At 74.7% G+C, this 14,266-nt stretch carries 12 protein-coding genes; 5 read left to right on the top strand and 7 right to left on the bottom strand.

The annotated features are described in order from the left end of the window. The first annotated feature begins 19 nt into the window (after positions 1-19). On the top strand, positions 20-979 hold the full coding sequence (locus ACF08D_RS21635; protein WP_392224369.1) for a nucleoside hydrolase: 960 nt from the start codon (positions 20-22) through the stop codon (positions 977-979). A gap of 12 nt (positions 980-991) precedes the next feature. On the opposite strand, the gene ACF08D_RS21640 is transcribed toward ACF08D_RS21635, so the two are convergent. From ACF08D_RS21640 to ACF08D_RS21650, 3 genes are all read right to left on the bottom strand, one after another. Next, positions 992-2,170: a DUF418 domain-containing protein gene (locus ACF08D_RS21640; protein WP_392224370.1), complete on the bottom strand. Its 1,179-nt coding sequence runs from the start codon at positions 2,168-2,170 to the stop codon at positions 992-994. Positions 2,171-2,289: 119 nt separating this feature from the next. Next, positions 2,290-3,156, bottom strand: coding sequence for an SDR family oxidoreductase (locus ACF08D_RS21645; RefSeq protein WP_392224371.1), 867 nt, complete (start codon positions 3,154-3,156; stop codon positions 2,290-2,292). 344 nt (positions 3,157-3,500) lie between these two features. Next, entirely contained in the window at positions 3,501-4,178 is a 678-nt protein-coding gene (locus tag ACF08D_RS21650) for a hypothetical protein (protein ID WP_392224372.1), read from the bottom strand. Between the two features lie 350 nt (positions 4,179-4,528). Here ACF08D_RS21650 and ACF08D_RS21655 point away from each other — a divergent pair, with 350 nt between their 5' ends. Together ACF08D_RS21655 and ACF08D_RS21660 are read left to right on the top strand one after the other, a co-directional pair. Beyond that, complete coding sequence (locus ACF08D_RS21655) at positions 4,529-5,908, top strand: D-glucuronyl C5-epimerase family protein (RefSeq protein ID WP_392224373.1); 1,380 nt, start codon at positions 4,529-4,531, stop codon at positions 5,906-5,908. 123 nt (positions 5,909-6,031) lie between these two features. Continuing rightward, a complete protein-coding gene (locus ACF08D_RS21660; protein ID WP_392224374.1) occupies positions 6,032-6,487 on the top strand; it encodes a universal stress protein in 456 nt (151 codons plus the stop codon). Between the two features lie 34 nt (positions 6,488-6,521). Here the strand turns inward: ACF08D_RS21660 and ACF08D_RS21665 are convergent, their stop codons facing one another. Genes ACF08D_RS21665 through ACF08D_RS21675 form a run of 3 tightly spaced genes read right to left on the bottom strand, consistent with a single transcriptional unit; the run spans position 6,522 to position 8,908 of the window. Continuing rightward, positions 6,522-7,367 carry an ABC transporter permease gene (locus tag ACF08D_RS21665; protein ID WP_392224375.1) on the bottom strand — a complete coding sequence of 282 codons (846 nt, stop codon included), beginning with the start codon at positions 7,365-7,367 and terminating at the stop codon, positions 6,522-6,524. After that, positions 7,364-8,479, bottom strand: a complete 1,116-nt coding sequence (locus ACF08D_RS21670; protein ID WP_392224376.1) for an ATP-binding cassette domain-containing protein — start codon at positions 8,477-8,479, stop codon at positions 7,364-7,366. The genes ACF08D_RS21665 and ACF08D_RS21670 overlap by 4 nt, the downstream gene beginning before the upstream one ends. A 6-nt stretch (positions 8,480-8,485) precedes the next feature. Further along, a complete protein-coding gene (locus ACF08D_RS21675) occupies positions 8,486-8,908 on the bottom strand; it encodes a hypothetical protein (protein WP_392224377.1) in 423 nt (140 codons plus the stop codon). Positions 8,909-9,339: 431 nt separating this feature from the next. On the opposite strand from ACF08D_RS21675, the gene ACF08D_RS21680 reads away from it, so the two are divergent. Further along, positions 9,340-10,923 carry an APC family permease gene (locus ACF08D_RS21680; RefSeq protein WP_392224378.1) on the top strand — a complete coding sequence of 528 codons (1,584 nt, stop codon included), beginning with the start codon at positions 9,340-9,342 and terminating at the stop codon, positions 10,921-10,923. A 48-nt stretch (positions 10,924-10,971) separates the two neighbouring features. Next, positions 10,972-11,985 (top strand): hypothetical protein, encoded by a 1,014-nt coding sequence (locus ACF08D_RS21685; protein WP_392224379.1) that lies wholly within the window; start codon positions 10,972-10,974, stop codon positions 11,983-11,985. Positions 11,986-11,994: 9 nt separating this feature from the next. On the opposite strand, the gene ACF08D_RS21690 is transcribed toward ACF08D_RS21685, so the two are convergent. Then, the gene (locus ACF08D_RS21690; RefSeq protein ID WP_392224722.1) at positions 11,995-14,046 is read right to left on the bottom strand and encodes a PhoX family protein; all 2,052 of its coding nucleotides are present in this window, start codon (positions 14,044-14,046) and stop codon (positions 11,995-11,997) included. Between the last annotated feature and the right edge of the window lie 220 nt (positions 14,047-14,266).

Raw genomic sequence — 14,266 nt, forward strand, 5'->3', positions numbered from 1 at the left:
ACCGGGCAGGACTGCCTCCATGACACCCATCCCCGTGATCCTGGACTGCGACCCGGGGCACGACGACGCCTTCGCCCTCCTGCTGGCCGCCGCCCACCCGGCCGTCGACCTCCTCGCGATCACCACCGTCGCGGGCAACGCGCCCGTAGGGAAGACCGCCCTGAACGCCCGCCGCGTGTGCACCGTCGCCGGGATCGGGGGCGTGCCCGTCGCCGCGGGGCTGGCCCGGCCGCTGCACGGGGCTGGGATCACCGCCCCGGAGATCCACGGGGCGTCCGGTCTCGACGGCCCCGGCTTCGGTGAGCCGGCGGTGCCGCTGGACCCCCGGGACGCGATCACCCTGATCCGCGAGACGCTCCTCGGGCACCCGGGCCCGGTCACGCTGGTGCCGACGGGGCCGCTGAGCAACATCGCCGCGTTCCTGCTCGCCCACCCGGAGCTGGCCGCCGAACGGGTGGACCGGATCGTTCTGATGGGCGGCTCCACCGGGCGCGGCAACCGCACCCCGGCCGCCGAGTTCAACATCGCCGCCGACCCGGAGGCCGCCGACATCGTGTTCTCCAGCGGCCTGGACGTGACCATGATCGGCCTGAACGTCAGCCACCAGGTCCCGGCCTCCGCCGAGGTGCTCACCCGGCTGCGGGCGCTCGGCACCCCGCTGGCGGAGGTCTGCGCCGACCTGCTCACCTTCTACGGCGCCGCCTACCGGGAGGTCTTCGGCCTCGCCGCGCCGCCGCTGCACGACCCGCTGACCGTGGCGCACCTCGTCGCGCCCGGCCTGGTCAGCACCGTCCCGGCCGCGGTGGCCGTGGAGCTGACCGGGACGCACACGCGCGGCGCCACGGTGGTGGACCTGGACGGGGTCACCGGCCGCCCCGCCAACGCCCGGGTCGGCACGGGCGTGGACGCCGCGGCCTTCTGGGACCTGATCGTCGACGCGGTACGCACCCTGGGCGCCCGCGGCCCGCTCACCGGCTGAGGTCCCCGGCCCTCACGCCCGGCGCAGCGCCCATTTCTGCACCGACTCCAGCGGACCGGCCGGGAAGCGGCGCAGCCAGAGGGTGGAGAACACCAGCAGCACCGCCGACACCCCGGCCCACAGTCCCATCACCCACCAGGGGTTCTCCGTCCCGCCCAGCCGGGCGGCGAGGCCGAGACCGGCGCCGTACGCGACGGTCACGCAGATCAGGTTCTGCAGGACGTACCCGGTGAGCGCCATCCGCCCCACCGACGTCAGCCCGTGCGTCAGCAGCCCCGGCCGCCGGACCCGGTCCACGGCCGCGCCGATCAGCCCGATGTAGCCGACCGCCATCAGCGGCGCCGCCCCGTACCGGCCCAGCAGGAAGAAGTCCGGCCCGGCCAGCGCCACCACCACGTTCAGCGGGACGCCCAGGCCCAGCCCCCAGCGCAGCATCCGCGCCCGGATCGCCCGCGCCGCGCCGTCCGTGCCGAAGGCGCCCGCCCGGAAGAGCCGCACGCCCAGCAGGAAGAGGAACAGCAGCAGAAAGAACGTCAGGACCGGCTCCAGCCGCAGGGCGACGGCGTTCTGGAGGCGGAAGGCGATCAGGTCGGCCCAGCCGCCGTGCGCGTACAGGTCGGCGACCTCGGGCGACACGCCCCCGTCACCGGCCGGCGGGCCCGCCGCCAGGGCGGCCGTCAGCAGCCCCATCAGCGTCAGATGGACACCGGCCGCCCACCACATCACCCGCCGCCGCGCCCGCTCCGAGCGCGTCAGCAGCCACGCCACCAGCAGCGCGGTCACCGCGTACCCCATCAGCACGTCCCACGCGAAGACCAGGACGAAGTGCACGGTGCCCTCGGCGAACAGGAACAGCGCCCGCCACCGGTAGCGGCCCGGCCACGGCTGCCCGCGCCGCACGGCGGAGCCGTACTGGATCGCCAGCCCCGCGCCGAAGAGGATCGTCAGCATCGACAGGAACTTGCCGTCCGCGAGCAGCCGGAACACGCTCCCGGCGGCCTCGGCGACGGAGCCGAACTCCGCCCCGCCCAGGGTGCCCTGGAGGACGCCCCACTCGCCGCCCGGGCCGGTGAACACCCAGACGTTCGTCATCAGCGTCCCGAGGATCGCCACCCCCCGCAGGACGTCGAGGAGGGCGAGGCGGCGGGTGGAGGGGGCCGCCCCGGCGGGCGGTCGGAGGGTCTCGGTCATGCCCTCCAGCGTCCCGGCGGCCCCGGCCGGCCGCGTCATGAGCGCGGACGAGCCTCCGCTGCACCGAAAGATGCAGTCCGCCGGGCCTGGCTCGTGCGCGGGGACGGCCGGCCGGCGCGTCACACCAGGTGCGCCCAGGACTCGGGGTGGGCGGCGAGGTACTCGCGGAGCGTCAGCGGGGCGCGGCCGGCCAGGCGGCGGACGGTGTCGGCGACCGTGCTCATCTCACCCGCCGCGATGGCCTCGTAGGAGGTCACCCAGCCGGTGACCTCCCAGTGCTCGGCGCCGTACCCCTCGCGGGAGGCGTACGCCTCGGCCCGGGTCTCCGGCACGTAGCGGACCGCCCGGCCGGCCGCCCTCGACAGCTCCTCCGCCACCTCGGCGAGGGTGAGCGCCTCCTCGCCGGTGACGTCGTAGACCGCCCCGTCGTGGGCGCCGTCGTCCAGCAGGACCGCCGCCGCCACGTCCGCGATGTCCGCGTGGTCGACCGCCGCGACCCGGCCCGTGCCCGCCGGGCCGCGCAGCACCCCGTCGGCGCCGGTCATCGCGGGGAGGCCGGAGAGGTACCAGCTGTCGCGCAGGAAGGTGTGCGGCACGCCCTGGGCCTCCAGGTACCGCTCGGTGTGCCAGTGGTCGCGGGCGAAGGTGAAGACCGCCTGCGGCGCGGCGCCGAGGAACGACACGTACACGATCCGCTGCACGCCGGCCGCGAGGGCCGCGTCGATCGCCGTGCGGTGCTGCTGCACGCGGTCGGCGCTCTCGTGCGCGGAGACCAGGAGCAGCGTGTCGGCGCCGTCCAGGGCGCGGCGCATCGCCTCGCCGTCCCCGTACGGGGCGGGGCCGGCCTTCTCGGCGCCCGGCAGGTCCGGCAGCCGGGCCGGGTCCCGGCCCAGCAGCCTGGTCTTGACCCCCCGGCCGGCGAGGCGGTGGGCGACCCGGCCGCCGACGCGGCCGCTCGCCCCGGTCACAGCGATCACTGATGCCATGCCCCGAGTGTGTCAGCCGTGGACCTCGGTCACCTCCAGCACGCGCGTGGTGAGGCGTCCGTCCGGCGTACGCTCCGGGTCGGCGAGGCAGGCGCGGCAGGCGTCCTCGGAGGGGAACGCCGGCAGGTGGACCTCCGACAGGCCGTCGGCGGTGCGCAGCCGCCGCTCCAGCCGGCCGCCGTGGCGCGGCAGCAGGGCCGGCGCCCTCTCCTCGTACGCCAGGGTCTCCTCGTACGCGCCGGCCGGGTGGTCCAGCAGGACGGCGAGCCGGAACAGCGGGGTGCCGGACGGCTCCAGCGACCGGAAGAAGCGGCGCCGGCGCCGGCGGTCCGGGTGGGGGCGCCTCAGCGGCGCTGGACGAACGCCCGGTTCCGGTGGGCGGCGTCGGCCGTGCAGGACGCCTTCTCGGCCGCGGTCATCGGGCGGCTCCGGACGACCACCGCGTTGCTCTTGCCGTCGGTGCCGCTCTTCGCGGGCCCGGTGATGGTGTCCGGGAAGAACCAGTAGTAGTGGCCCCACTTGGGGTCGTCGTAGTGGGTCTGCCAGGTCCCGGAGACCTTCTGCATCACCTGCGCCCGGGCGATCCAGCCCACCTCGCCGGGCTTCACCGTCATGTCGAGCGAGCTGCTCTCCGCGTGGCTGCTGGTCCAGCTGTGGCTGTACGTCGCCGTCACGCTGAGGTCCACGATGCCCGCGATCTTGCCGCCCGCGGTGACGGAGACCCCCGCCGAGTCGGTGGAGCCGACGGTGTCGGTCCACGTCATGCCCTGGCTGGCGTCGGAGCTGGAGCAGTTGTACAGCGAGTCGGAGACCTGGTGGAAGGCCCCGAGGTACGCCTCCCCGAGCTTCGGCTCGTTGAACGTGCACTTGCCCAGCCCCGAGGCGCAGTCCGCCATCAGCTCCGGCCTGCTCGGCTCGTCGGCCGCCGCCGCGGGGAGCGCCCCGGTCACGGTGACCCCGCACGCCAGGGCCGCCGCCGCGAGCGCCCGTCCGCCGTACCGCCACCCGTGGTTCTTCGTCATGTTCCGTCCCTCTCACCATGCACGTGGGGGGCCGGCGCCCGCCGGCGCGCCGAAGCACACCACGGGGGCGCCGCCCGGTGTCCGAGTGATGAGGGCCACGCTCCCACCAACGGGACCCGGTTCAGGGCGAGTTGCCCGATGGGGCAACGGACGTGCCCGATCCGCCCCCGGCGGCCCCTCCGAGGGCGCCTCTCGCGGGCGCGCGCGGGAGAACCGTGATCCGCCGTTCGGGGAACAGTGAGTGACTGTTCCGGCGAGGCGGGGGGAACGTGGTGGGGAGCCGCAGGAGGTTCTTGAGGGTTCTGGGTGGCGGCACGGCCGCGCTGGGGCTGGCTGGAGGTGGGTTCTACGTGGGACGACAGGCGCCCGGTGAGGTGGCGGTGGCGGCCGGCGGGCTGCCGTTCGCGTTCGCGGTACGGGGCTTCCGGCCCGTGCTCGACGTGCCCGACGCGATGCGGCCCTGGCGCGACCGGGTGGCCGCCCGGGAGGACACCGGCACCCGGGACGCCGACGGGGTGCGGATGTTCCGCTGGGAGGGGCGCGAGCACGACCACCCGGTCGGGCAGATCCAGTGGGGGCTGGAGAACCTGGCGGCCCACCGCCGCACCGGCGACGGGTTCTTCCTCGACCGGGCGCGGGCCCAGGCGGACCGGGTGGTGGCGCGGCGGCACGAGCGGCGGGGCGCGTGGTTCTTCCCGTACCCCTTCGACTTCACGCACGGCACGCACTCCGGGATCGCCTACCGGGCGCCCTGGTACTCGGGCATGGCGCAGGGCGAGGCGCTCAGCCTGTTCTCGCAGCTCGCGCAGGTCCGCGAGGTGCCGGAGGAGGCGCGGCGGGCGTACCGGAGGGCGGCGGACGGGGCGTTCCGGTCGCTGACCGCGGACGACGGCGGGACGCCGTGGGTGGTCGCCCGGGACGAGGACCGGCACCTGTGGATCCACGAGTACCCGGTCGACCCGCCCGGCACCTCGGACTTCACGTACAACGGCTTCATGTTCGCCGCGCTCGGGCTGTGGGACTACTGGGCCCTGACCCGCGACCGGCGCGCGGCCGACCTGTTCGACGGCTCGCTGACCACCCTCACCGCCGAGTTCCCCCACCTGCGCAACCCGCGCTGGCTGTCGCGGTACTGCCGCACGCACGGGCTGCCGACCGGGTCGTACCACCCGGTGCACGTCGCGCTGCTGCGCCGGCTGTCCTGGCTGTCCGGGAGCGAGCAGCTCGCCGCCCAGTCGGACCTGCTGGCGGACGACTTTCCGCCGCCCTCGCTCGGCCCGGACGGCGGGCGGGTGCACCTCGCCGAGGGCACGCACACCCTGCTGCGGTACGACGACGACGGCCACGTCACCGCGACCCGCACCCTCGACCTGCGCGCCCCGGCCGGGGCGACGGCCTCCCACCGCACCCGGATCAAGGGCCGGGACGTGCACTACCTGCTCGCCGACGGGCCCGGCGACGGCTGGTACGTCGCGGAGCGCTACCCCGCCGTGTACCTCACGGGCGAGTGGTGCGCCTCCGACTACCGGCCGGCGCGGCGCGCCCGCTTCCGCGCCGGGGTGAGCGTGGTGTGCCGCAGGGGGCCGGAGGAGCGGACGGTGACGTACGCGAAGGACACCCCGGTGCGGTACGACCGGCGCGCCCTGGTGGACGGCCGGCTGATGCTGCGGGCGGTCGACGGGGACGCCGAGGGCTGGTGGGTACCCGGCTCGCAGCTCCTGGCCGGGTGAAGGAGGCCGGGTGTACGAGGATGCACCAGGGCGTACGCCGGTGATTGGCCGGGCCGGGGCGGGCAAGGAGAACCCCGTGCCCCTCGACCGGGGGCGCGACTCGGCGGACGACGGGAGGCCGTGATGGCGGCGGGCAGGATCGTGGTGGGCGTCGACGGCTCGGAGCCGTCCCTCAGGGCCCTGCGGTGGGCCGCCCGTCAGGCCGGGCTGACCGGGGACGCGCTGGAGGCGGTCATGGCCTGGGAGTACCCGCCCACCGGCTGGGCCGGCCCGGCGCCCGGCCTCTCCCCCGCGCCTCCCGTCCTGCCGCCCGAGACCGACCCCGAGGAGGCCGCGCGGGACACGCTGGACGCGGCGGTGACGGCCGCCCTGGGCGCGTCCGCCGCCGCCTCGGTGGACCGCCGGACGGTGGCCGGCCCGGCGGCCCGGACGCTCCTGGAGCGGGCCGAGGGCGCCGAGCTGCTGGTCGTCGGCGACCGGGGCCACACCGGCATCAAGGCGGCGCTGCTCGGCTCGGTGAGCCGGCACGTCACCCACCACGCCCCGTGCCCGGTCGTGGTGGTGCGCGGCGACGGCTGAGCGAACCGGCCCGGGGCCCGCTTCCCGGGCGGTCCTACTTCCGGTTGTACAGCCGCATCGTCACCGCGCCGAAGACGACCACGAACAGCGCCGACCAGCCCAGCGACCAGGCGATCTCGGCGACCGGCCACTCCCCGGCCATCAGCTCCCGCACCGCGCTCGCCAGGTGCGTCACCGGGCTGTTGTTGACGAACGCCTGGAGCCAGCCCGGCATGGTGCGCGGGTCGACGAAGATGTTGCTCAGGAACGTCAGCGGGAAGATCACCATCATGCTGACGCCCATCACGGACTTCTCACTGCGCAGCAGCAGACCGAACATCGTCCAGATCCACGAGAACGCGAACGAGAAGACCAGCAGCAGCGCCACGCCCGCCACCACGCCGAGCACCCCGCCGTGCGGGCGGTAGCCGATCGCCAGCCCCACGGCCAGCATCACGGCCGACGCGATCAGATACCGCACCACGTCGCCCAGCAGATAGCCCACCATCGGGGCGGGCCGCCAGATCGGCAGCGTACGGAACCGGTCGAAGACCCCCTTGGTGATGTCGGTGTTCACCGAGACACCCGTGTACATCGTGATCATCACGACGCTGAGGGTCAGGATCCCCGGCAGCAGGAACTGGATGTACGCCGAGACCGAACCGGCCAGCGCGCCCCCGAAGAGGTACGTGTACATCAGCACCATCATGATCGGGAACGCCGTCACGTCGAACAGCTGCTCCGGCACGTGCTTGATCTTCAGCATGGCCCGGTGGCCGAAGGCCAGGGACGCGGCCAGCGCGCTGGGGCGCGGCGGGCGTTCACCCGTGACCAGCAGCGCCGCCAGGTCCTCGGTGCGCGGCGCGGTGAAGGTGGTGTCGTCGGTGAGGGTGCTGCTCATGGCGTGCGCTCCCCGTTCGTCTCCGTGCCGGGTACGCGGCCGGGCGCGGGCTCCCGGCCGGGTGCGGGCGCGTGGCCCGGACCTCCCGCGTGGCCCGGGGCGGGCGCGTGGCCCGGGACGCCCGGGTGCTCCGGGGTGCCCGGGTGCTCCGGGGCGTCCGTCCGGTCCGTGAGCGCCAGGAACACCTCGTCCAGACTCGGCTGGCCCAGCGCGAAGTTGTCCACCATGACGCCCGCCCGGGCCAGTTCGGCCAGCGCCCGCGCCGCCTGCTCGGCCGCGCCCAGCTCCGTACCGTGACCGTCCACCGTGGCGGTGAGCGCCACCGGGTCGGGGTCGAGCTGCACGGTCGCGTTCAGGGCGGTCGTCAGCACCCGTTCCGCCTCCGCCCGCTGCCCCGGCTCCCGCAGCCGTACATGCACCGAGCCGGAGCCCACCGACGCCTTCAGCTCCCCCTTCGTCCCCTCGGCGATCACCCTGCCGTGGTCGATCACCGCGATCCGCGAGGCCAGCTGGTCGGCCTCGTCCAGGTACTGCGTGGTCAGCAGCACCGTCGTGCCCTGGGCGACGACCGCGCGGACGATGTCCCACACCTGGTTGCGGCTGCGCGGGTCCAGGCCGGTCGTCGGCTCGTCGAGGAAGAGCAGGTCGGGGGTGTTGAGGATGGACGCCGCGATGTCGATGCGGCGCCGCATGCCGCCCGAGTAGTTCTTGACCTGCCGGCCCGCCGCCTCGGCCAGCCCGAAGGCGTTCAGCAGCTGCGCGGAGCGCTCCCGCGCGGCCTGCTTGCCGTGGCCGAGGAGGCGGCCCAGCAGGACCAGGTTCTCGGTGCCGGTGAGGTCCTCGTCGACCGACGCGTACTGCCCGGTGAGGCTCACCCGGCTCCGTACGGCGTCGGCGTCCCGCACCACGTCCCGGCCGAACACCCGCGCCTCCCCGCCGTCCGGCCGCAACAGCGTGGCCAGCACCTTCACGGCGGTGGTCTTCCCGGCGCCGTTGGGCCCGAGGACCCCGTACACAGTGCCGGCGGGCACCCGCAGGTCGATGCCGTCCACGGCGCGGTTGTCGCCGAAGACCTTCACCAGACCGTGCGTCTCGATGGCCGGGCCGGACATCGCGCGCTACTCGTGTGTGTAGAACAGGTAGAAGGCCCCCAGCCCCGCCCCCAGCGCGCAGAACAGCGACGCCACGGCGACGGTGAGGACGCTGTTCCCGGACAGGCTGTACAGGAAGCCGACGGTCACCCCGAAGAGCAGCCCGAAGGCCGCCGCCCGGGCCTCGCGCGGCAGCGCGTACCGGAAGCGGACGAGTCCGTACCAGAGGGCGAAGAACACCACCGCGCTGACCACCGCGAGCACCACCTGCCCACCGGTGAAGGCGCCGTCGCCGTGGCGCACGACGACCTCGGCCCACAGGCCGTAGAGCACCGCGCACACCGCGAGGGCGCCGGCGGTCGGCCTGCTGACGCCCCGGGCCGTGCGCTCCCGGGTCGTGCGCTCCTTGGGGCGGCGGTGCCGTCCGGGCAGCGTGATGTGAGAGGCCATGGCACGCTCCTTCCGCTGGCCTCCCTCCAGAGCACACCCGCCGCCCCCGCCCGGCAAGTGGATCTCCCACCCCCGGCTCCCCGGTGGCGGGCCCGGCACAGGTACCGCGACCGGCTCCCCCGTGGCGGGCCCGGCACGGGTACCGCGACCGGCTCCCCGGGTGGCGGGCCCGGCATGGGTGCCCCCGACCGGCTCCCCCGTGGCGGGCCCGGCACGGGTACCGCGACCGCGGGCGTCCTCCGCGCGCCACCCGCCGTCGCATTCCGGACGTCCTCCTTCCGGGCGCCGGCACCGCACCGCGTCCGCCCGACTACGATGCGCACGTCTCGCCCGTGCCCGCCCACCCGTGCCGCCCGCGCGCCCGCCCCGACGCGCCACCCGCGTCCGCCCCGCACCACCGCCATGTGCCGTGCCACACAAGGACATCCGTCATGCGCAGCAGACCGAGCAAGGCGTCCCGCAGAGCCTCCGACCGCGTCCCCGGCCCCCGGGCGCGCGGGCGGTGGCGGGCGCACGGAAGGGGGCCGGCCGGTGGGCGGGGGCCGGCGCGCGGACGGGGGCTCCAGCCCAACGTCCTCGGGACGTTCGACACGGTCGTGATGGCCGTCGCCGGCAGCGCGCCCGCCTACTCGCTGGCCGCCACCACCGCCGTCCTGGTCGGCGCGGTCGGCCTCGCCGCGCCCGCCGCCCTGCTGTACTGCGCGATACCGATGCTCGGCATCGTGCTGGCGTTCAGCCGGCTCGGCCGGATCGACGTCAACGCGGGCGCCAGCTACTCGTGGGTGGGGCGGACGCTGCACCCCGCCCTGGGCTTCCTGTCCGGCTGGGCGCTGATCGTCTCGGCGACCATCTTCATGGTGGCCGGCTCGCTCCCCGCCGGGCAGCTCACGCTGGAGCTGCTCGCCCCCGGGCGGGCCGCCGACACCACCACGGCCACCGCCGTCGGCGCCGGCTGGTTCCTGCTGATGCTGCTGGTGGTCCTGGGCGGCGCGCGGCTCACCGTACGGGCCCAACTGCTGCTGACCGGCGTGGAGTTCGTCATCCTCGTCCTGTTCATCGGCGGGGTCGTCCTGCACCGGGGCGCGGCCACCGCGTTCGACTGGTCGTGGCTGGGCCTCGGGCACTTCGACGGCCCGTCCGGCTTCGCCTCCGGCGCGCTGATCGCCGCGTTCTCCTACTGGGGCTGGGACGTCACCAGCAACCTCAGCGAGGAGACCCGGGACGGCCGCCGGACGGCGGGCCTCGCGGCGCTCGCCGGCGTCGGGGTCGTCTTCCTCCTCTTCGAGGCGTTCACCATCGCGGTCAACGTCGTCCTGCCCGCCGGGGAGGCCGCCGCGGGCGGGGCGAACGTCCTGGCGCTGCTCGGCGACGCCGTGTGGCCCGGGCCCGGCGGGAAGCTGATGATCGTGGCGGTGCTGCTGTCGACCGTCGCCACCCTGGAGACCACGCTCATCCAGGTCACCCGCTCCCTGTTCGCCATGGGCCGCGACCGGACCATGCCCGCCGCCCTCGGCTCCGTGCACCGCCGCTGGAACACCCCGTGGGCGGCGATCGCGGCGGTCGGCGCGGTCGCGCTGGCGATGTTCACGGCGGCGACCGCCCTCGGCTCGGTGGGCGACATCCTCGGCAGCGCCGTCAACGCCATGGGACTCCAGATCGCCTTCTACTACGGGCTCGCCGGACTCGCCGCCGTGGTCGCCTACCGGGGCACCCTGCTGCGGTCCGTCCGCGACTTCGTCCTCGGCGGCGCGTGGCCGCTGGCGGGCGCCGCGTTCATGCTCTGGGTCTTCTTCGCCTCGCTGGACGGGCTGTCCCGCGCCTCCATCGCCATCGGGCTGGGCGGGCTGGCCGCCGGAGTCGTACCGATGGCCTGGTACTGGCGGAAGGGCAGCCCCTACTACCGGCCCGCGCGGCTCGACGCGGTGCGGGCGATGGCGGCGGCGGGCCCGTACGACGCGCCACCGCGCGAACGGAACCGCGCCGACGGGAACGAAACGCTCGCGACGGACTTCTAACAGCACGACGGGTACCACGACCGCGCTCGTGACCGGGGGATGAGACACATGTCCGTACGCCGCAGCCGTCCGCACCGGGACCGCGGGCCCGGGCGCGGGCGCCACCGCACCGGGCGCCTCACGCCGGACTTCGACCCCGACCGGGGCGACCGGGCCCTCACCGACGCCCGGCACGACATCGTCATCGGCCGCTGGCAGGGCGTACGCGACCTGCTGCGCGCCACCGGGGAAGACTGGGCCCTGCGCACCCACCGCGTCCGGCTACTCGCCCACGCGGCGGCCGGCAGCACCACCGTCGAGGCGTGGCGGGCGGCCGAGCCGGACGACCCGGACGCGGCGGTGCTGCGCGCGGCGACGGAGGTCGTCCGCGCCTTCGACCGGGCCATCGCGGCCGGGCGCGGCACGGAGGTGGACCGGGCGGTGCTGGACGTCACCGTCATGGCGTGCCTGGGCGCCGCCGACGCCCGCCCGGCCGACCCCATGCCGTGGGTGTCGCTGCTGACGGTGGCGCGGCTGTACGCGGGCGGGGTGGGCCGGGTGGAGCTGCGGCGCTGGTGGGACGAGCTGCGCCGGCGCGACCCGCACAACCTGGAGGGCCATGTGCAGGTGATGCGCTACTGGTCGGCGCGGTGGCACGGCACGCACGGCTCGATGTACGACTTCGCGCGGGACGCGGCGGGCGCGGCGCCGCCCGGCTCGCCCCTGCCGGTGCTGGTGCAGATCGCGCGGGTGGAGGAGTACCGGTACGTCGCCGACGGCGCCCTGGGGCGCGGGCCGGTACGGGGCTTCGACCAGCACTGGAAGCACGAGCTGGCGGCCACGGAGGTGCGGCGCACCCGGGACCGGTGGACCGGCGGGCGGGCGGCCGGGCCGGTGCGCCCCGAGGAGGTCGAGCCGCTGAACTACCTGGTCCACGCGGCCTGTCACGCGGGGCTGCCCGAGGTCTACCGGGACCTGTTCGCGCTGCTGGGCGGGCGGGCGTCCTGGGTGCCGTGGGCGTACACCGGGGACCCCGCCGAGCAGTACACGAGGTGGCGCGGGGACGGCCGCACCACCTCGTGAGCCCGTGCGTCAGACGCCGATGTCGCGGCCGTCCTTGCGGTAGACGGCGACCACCGACGGGCGGACGATCTTCCCGGGCCCGTCGGGCCAGGCCGACGCCGGCTTCTCGGCGGACGCCCCGTCCACCTCGCCCGGGTGCTGTACGGCGACGAGGACGCGGCGCTCCTGGATGATCGGGCCGCACGTCTCGGCGCCGGTCGGCACGGTGAGGAACTGCTTCAGCTCACCGCGCCGCTCGCCCTGCGTGGCCACGCCGAACAGGCCGTCGTGCGAGCCGAGCTGGTTGCCGTCGGTGGACAGCCAGAGGTTGCCGTACGGGTCGAAGGCCACGTTGTCGGGGCAGGAGATGGGGCTGACCTTCTCCTTGGGGTAGCCCGCGAAGTACGTCGCCGGGTCCTCCGGGTCGCCCGCCACCAGGAACAGCCGCCAGGCGAAGCCGTCGGAGGCCGGGTCGTCCCAGTTCTCGGCGAGCTCCAGCACCTGGCCGTGCTTGTTGAGGTTGCGCGGGTTGGCCTCGTCCGCCCCGGCCTTGCCCGGCTTGCCGCGGTCGGTGTTGTTCGTCAGTGCCACGTACACCCGGCCGGTGCGCGGGGACGGCTCGACGTCCTCGGGGCGGTCCATCTTGGTGGCGCCCACCTTGTCGCCGGCGAGGCGGGTGAAGACGTACACCTCCTCGGCGGTCATGCCGGGGACGTGCGACTCCGTGCCGGTGGCCAGCGGGATCCAGTGGCCGCTGCCGTCGAACTCGCCGTCGTTCGGGAGCTTCCCGGTGCCGTCGACGTCCTGCGGGCTGTCGCCGGTGAGCTTGGCGACGTAGAGCGTGCCCTCGTCGAGGAGGGTGAGGTTGTGCTCACGGGCGCGCCGCGAGTTCCCCTTCATCATCCGCTTGCTCGACACGAACTTGTAGAAGTAGTCGAAGCGCTCGTCGTCGCCCATGTAGACGACCGGGCGGCCGTCGGCGGTCAGCCGGGGCTGGGCGGCCTCGTGCTTGAAGCGGCCGAGCGCGGTGCGCTTGCGGGGCGTGGAGTCCGGGTCGTACGGGTCGAGTTCGACGACCCAGCCGAAGCGGTGCGACTCGTTGGGCTCCTGCTTGGCGTCGAAGCGCTTGTCGAACCGCTCCCACTTGCGCTCGGTGGCGCCGCTGCCGAGGCCGTACCGCTTGTCGGTGGCGGAGGAGCCGTTGGCGAAGTACTGGTTGAAGTTCTCCTCGCCGTGCAGCGTGGTGCCCCACGGGGTGGTGCCGCCGGCGCAGTTGTTGAGCGTGCCGAGGACCTTGCGGCCCGACGGGTCGGCGGAGGTGCGCAGCAGCGGGCTGCCGGCGGCCGGGCCGGTCAGCCGGAAGACGCTGGTCGCGGTGAGGCGGCGGTTGAGCGGGTGGCGGGTGACCGGGGTGAGCTTGCCGTCGCGGTGCTGCTCCTGGACGACGACCACGGACAGGCCGTGCGCGGCCCAGGCGATCTCCACCTGCTCGCGGGTCGGGTTCTCGGGGTCGTACCCCTTGAACATCAGCACCTCGTCCGTGTACTCGTGGTTCGCCACGAGCACCTGGCGGCCCCGCTCGCCGTGCAGCGGCAGCAGGGACAGGAAGTCGTTGTTGTACCCGAACTGCCCGGCCTGCGCCTTCGCGGTCTGCTTGTCCGGGTCGAAGGCGGGCGCGCCGCGCAGGATGGGCTCGCCCCAGCGGATCACGACGCTCTGGGCGTAGCCGGCGGGAACGGTGACCTTGTCGTCCCGGTTGGGCGCGACGGGCGTGAAGCGCAGGCCGCGGGCGCCGTCGCTCTTGCCATGCGTACGGGGCGTGGCGGCGGCGGCCTCCTGCCCCCCGGTCGCCGCCTGGGCGACGACGGCCCCGCCCGTGGTGGCGGCGACGGTGACGACGGCGGCGGTGCGCATCATGGAACGGCGCGACAGGGCACCGGCTATGACGTCGCCGGCGTACTCGTTGTCGCTGGTGTTGGGCACCTCGTGGAAGCAGGCGTCGCCGCACCGGTAACGGCAGGTGAGGGCGGAACGTCCGCCCCCGTGCGGGTTGGTGCTCAGCAGCGGCAGCAGCTTGCGCACTTCGTCCTCCTCCGGCGCAGCCTGCGCCGACATGGTGTCGGGAATCGGTCCGGCGGTGACGTTAGGGAAGCAGATGTGCAGGTCGGCGGCGTCGGGATGAACGGCCGATGAATGCGGCACGTCCGGGGCGGGTTGACGAAAATGCCCCTTGCCCTTCGGCGCCACACGGGGCGGCTAACCTTACGTGTCCGCCCTGGCCAGGGATGATTCATGGCACTCC

This window comes from Streptomyces sp. NPDC015131 (genome assembly GCF_043079975.1).
Classification (GTDB): Bacteria; Actinomycetota; Actinomycetes; order Streptomycetales; family Streptomycetaceae; genus Streptomyces.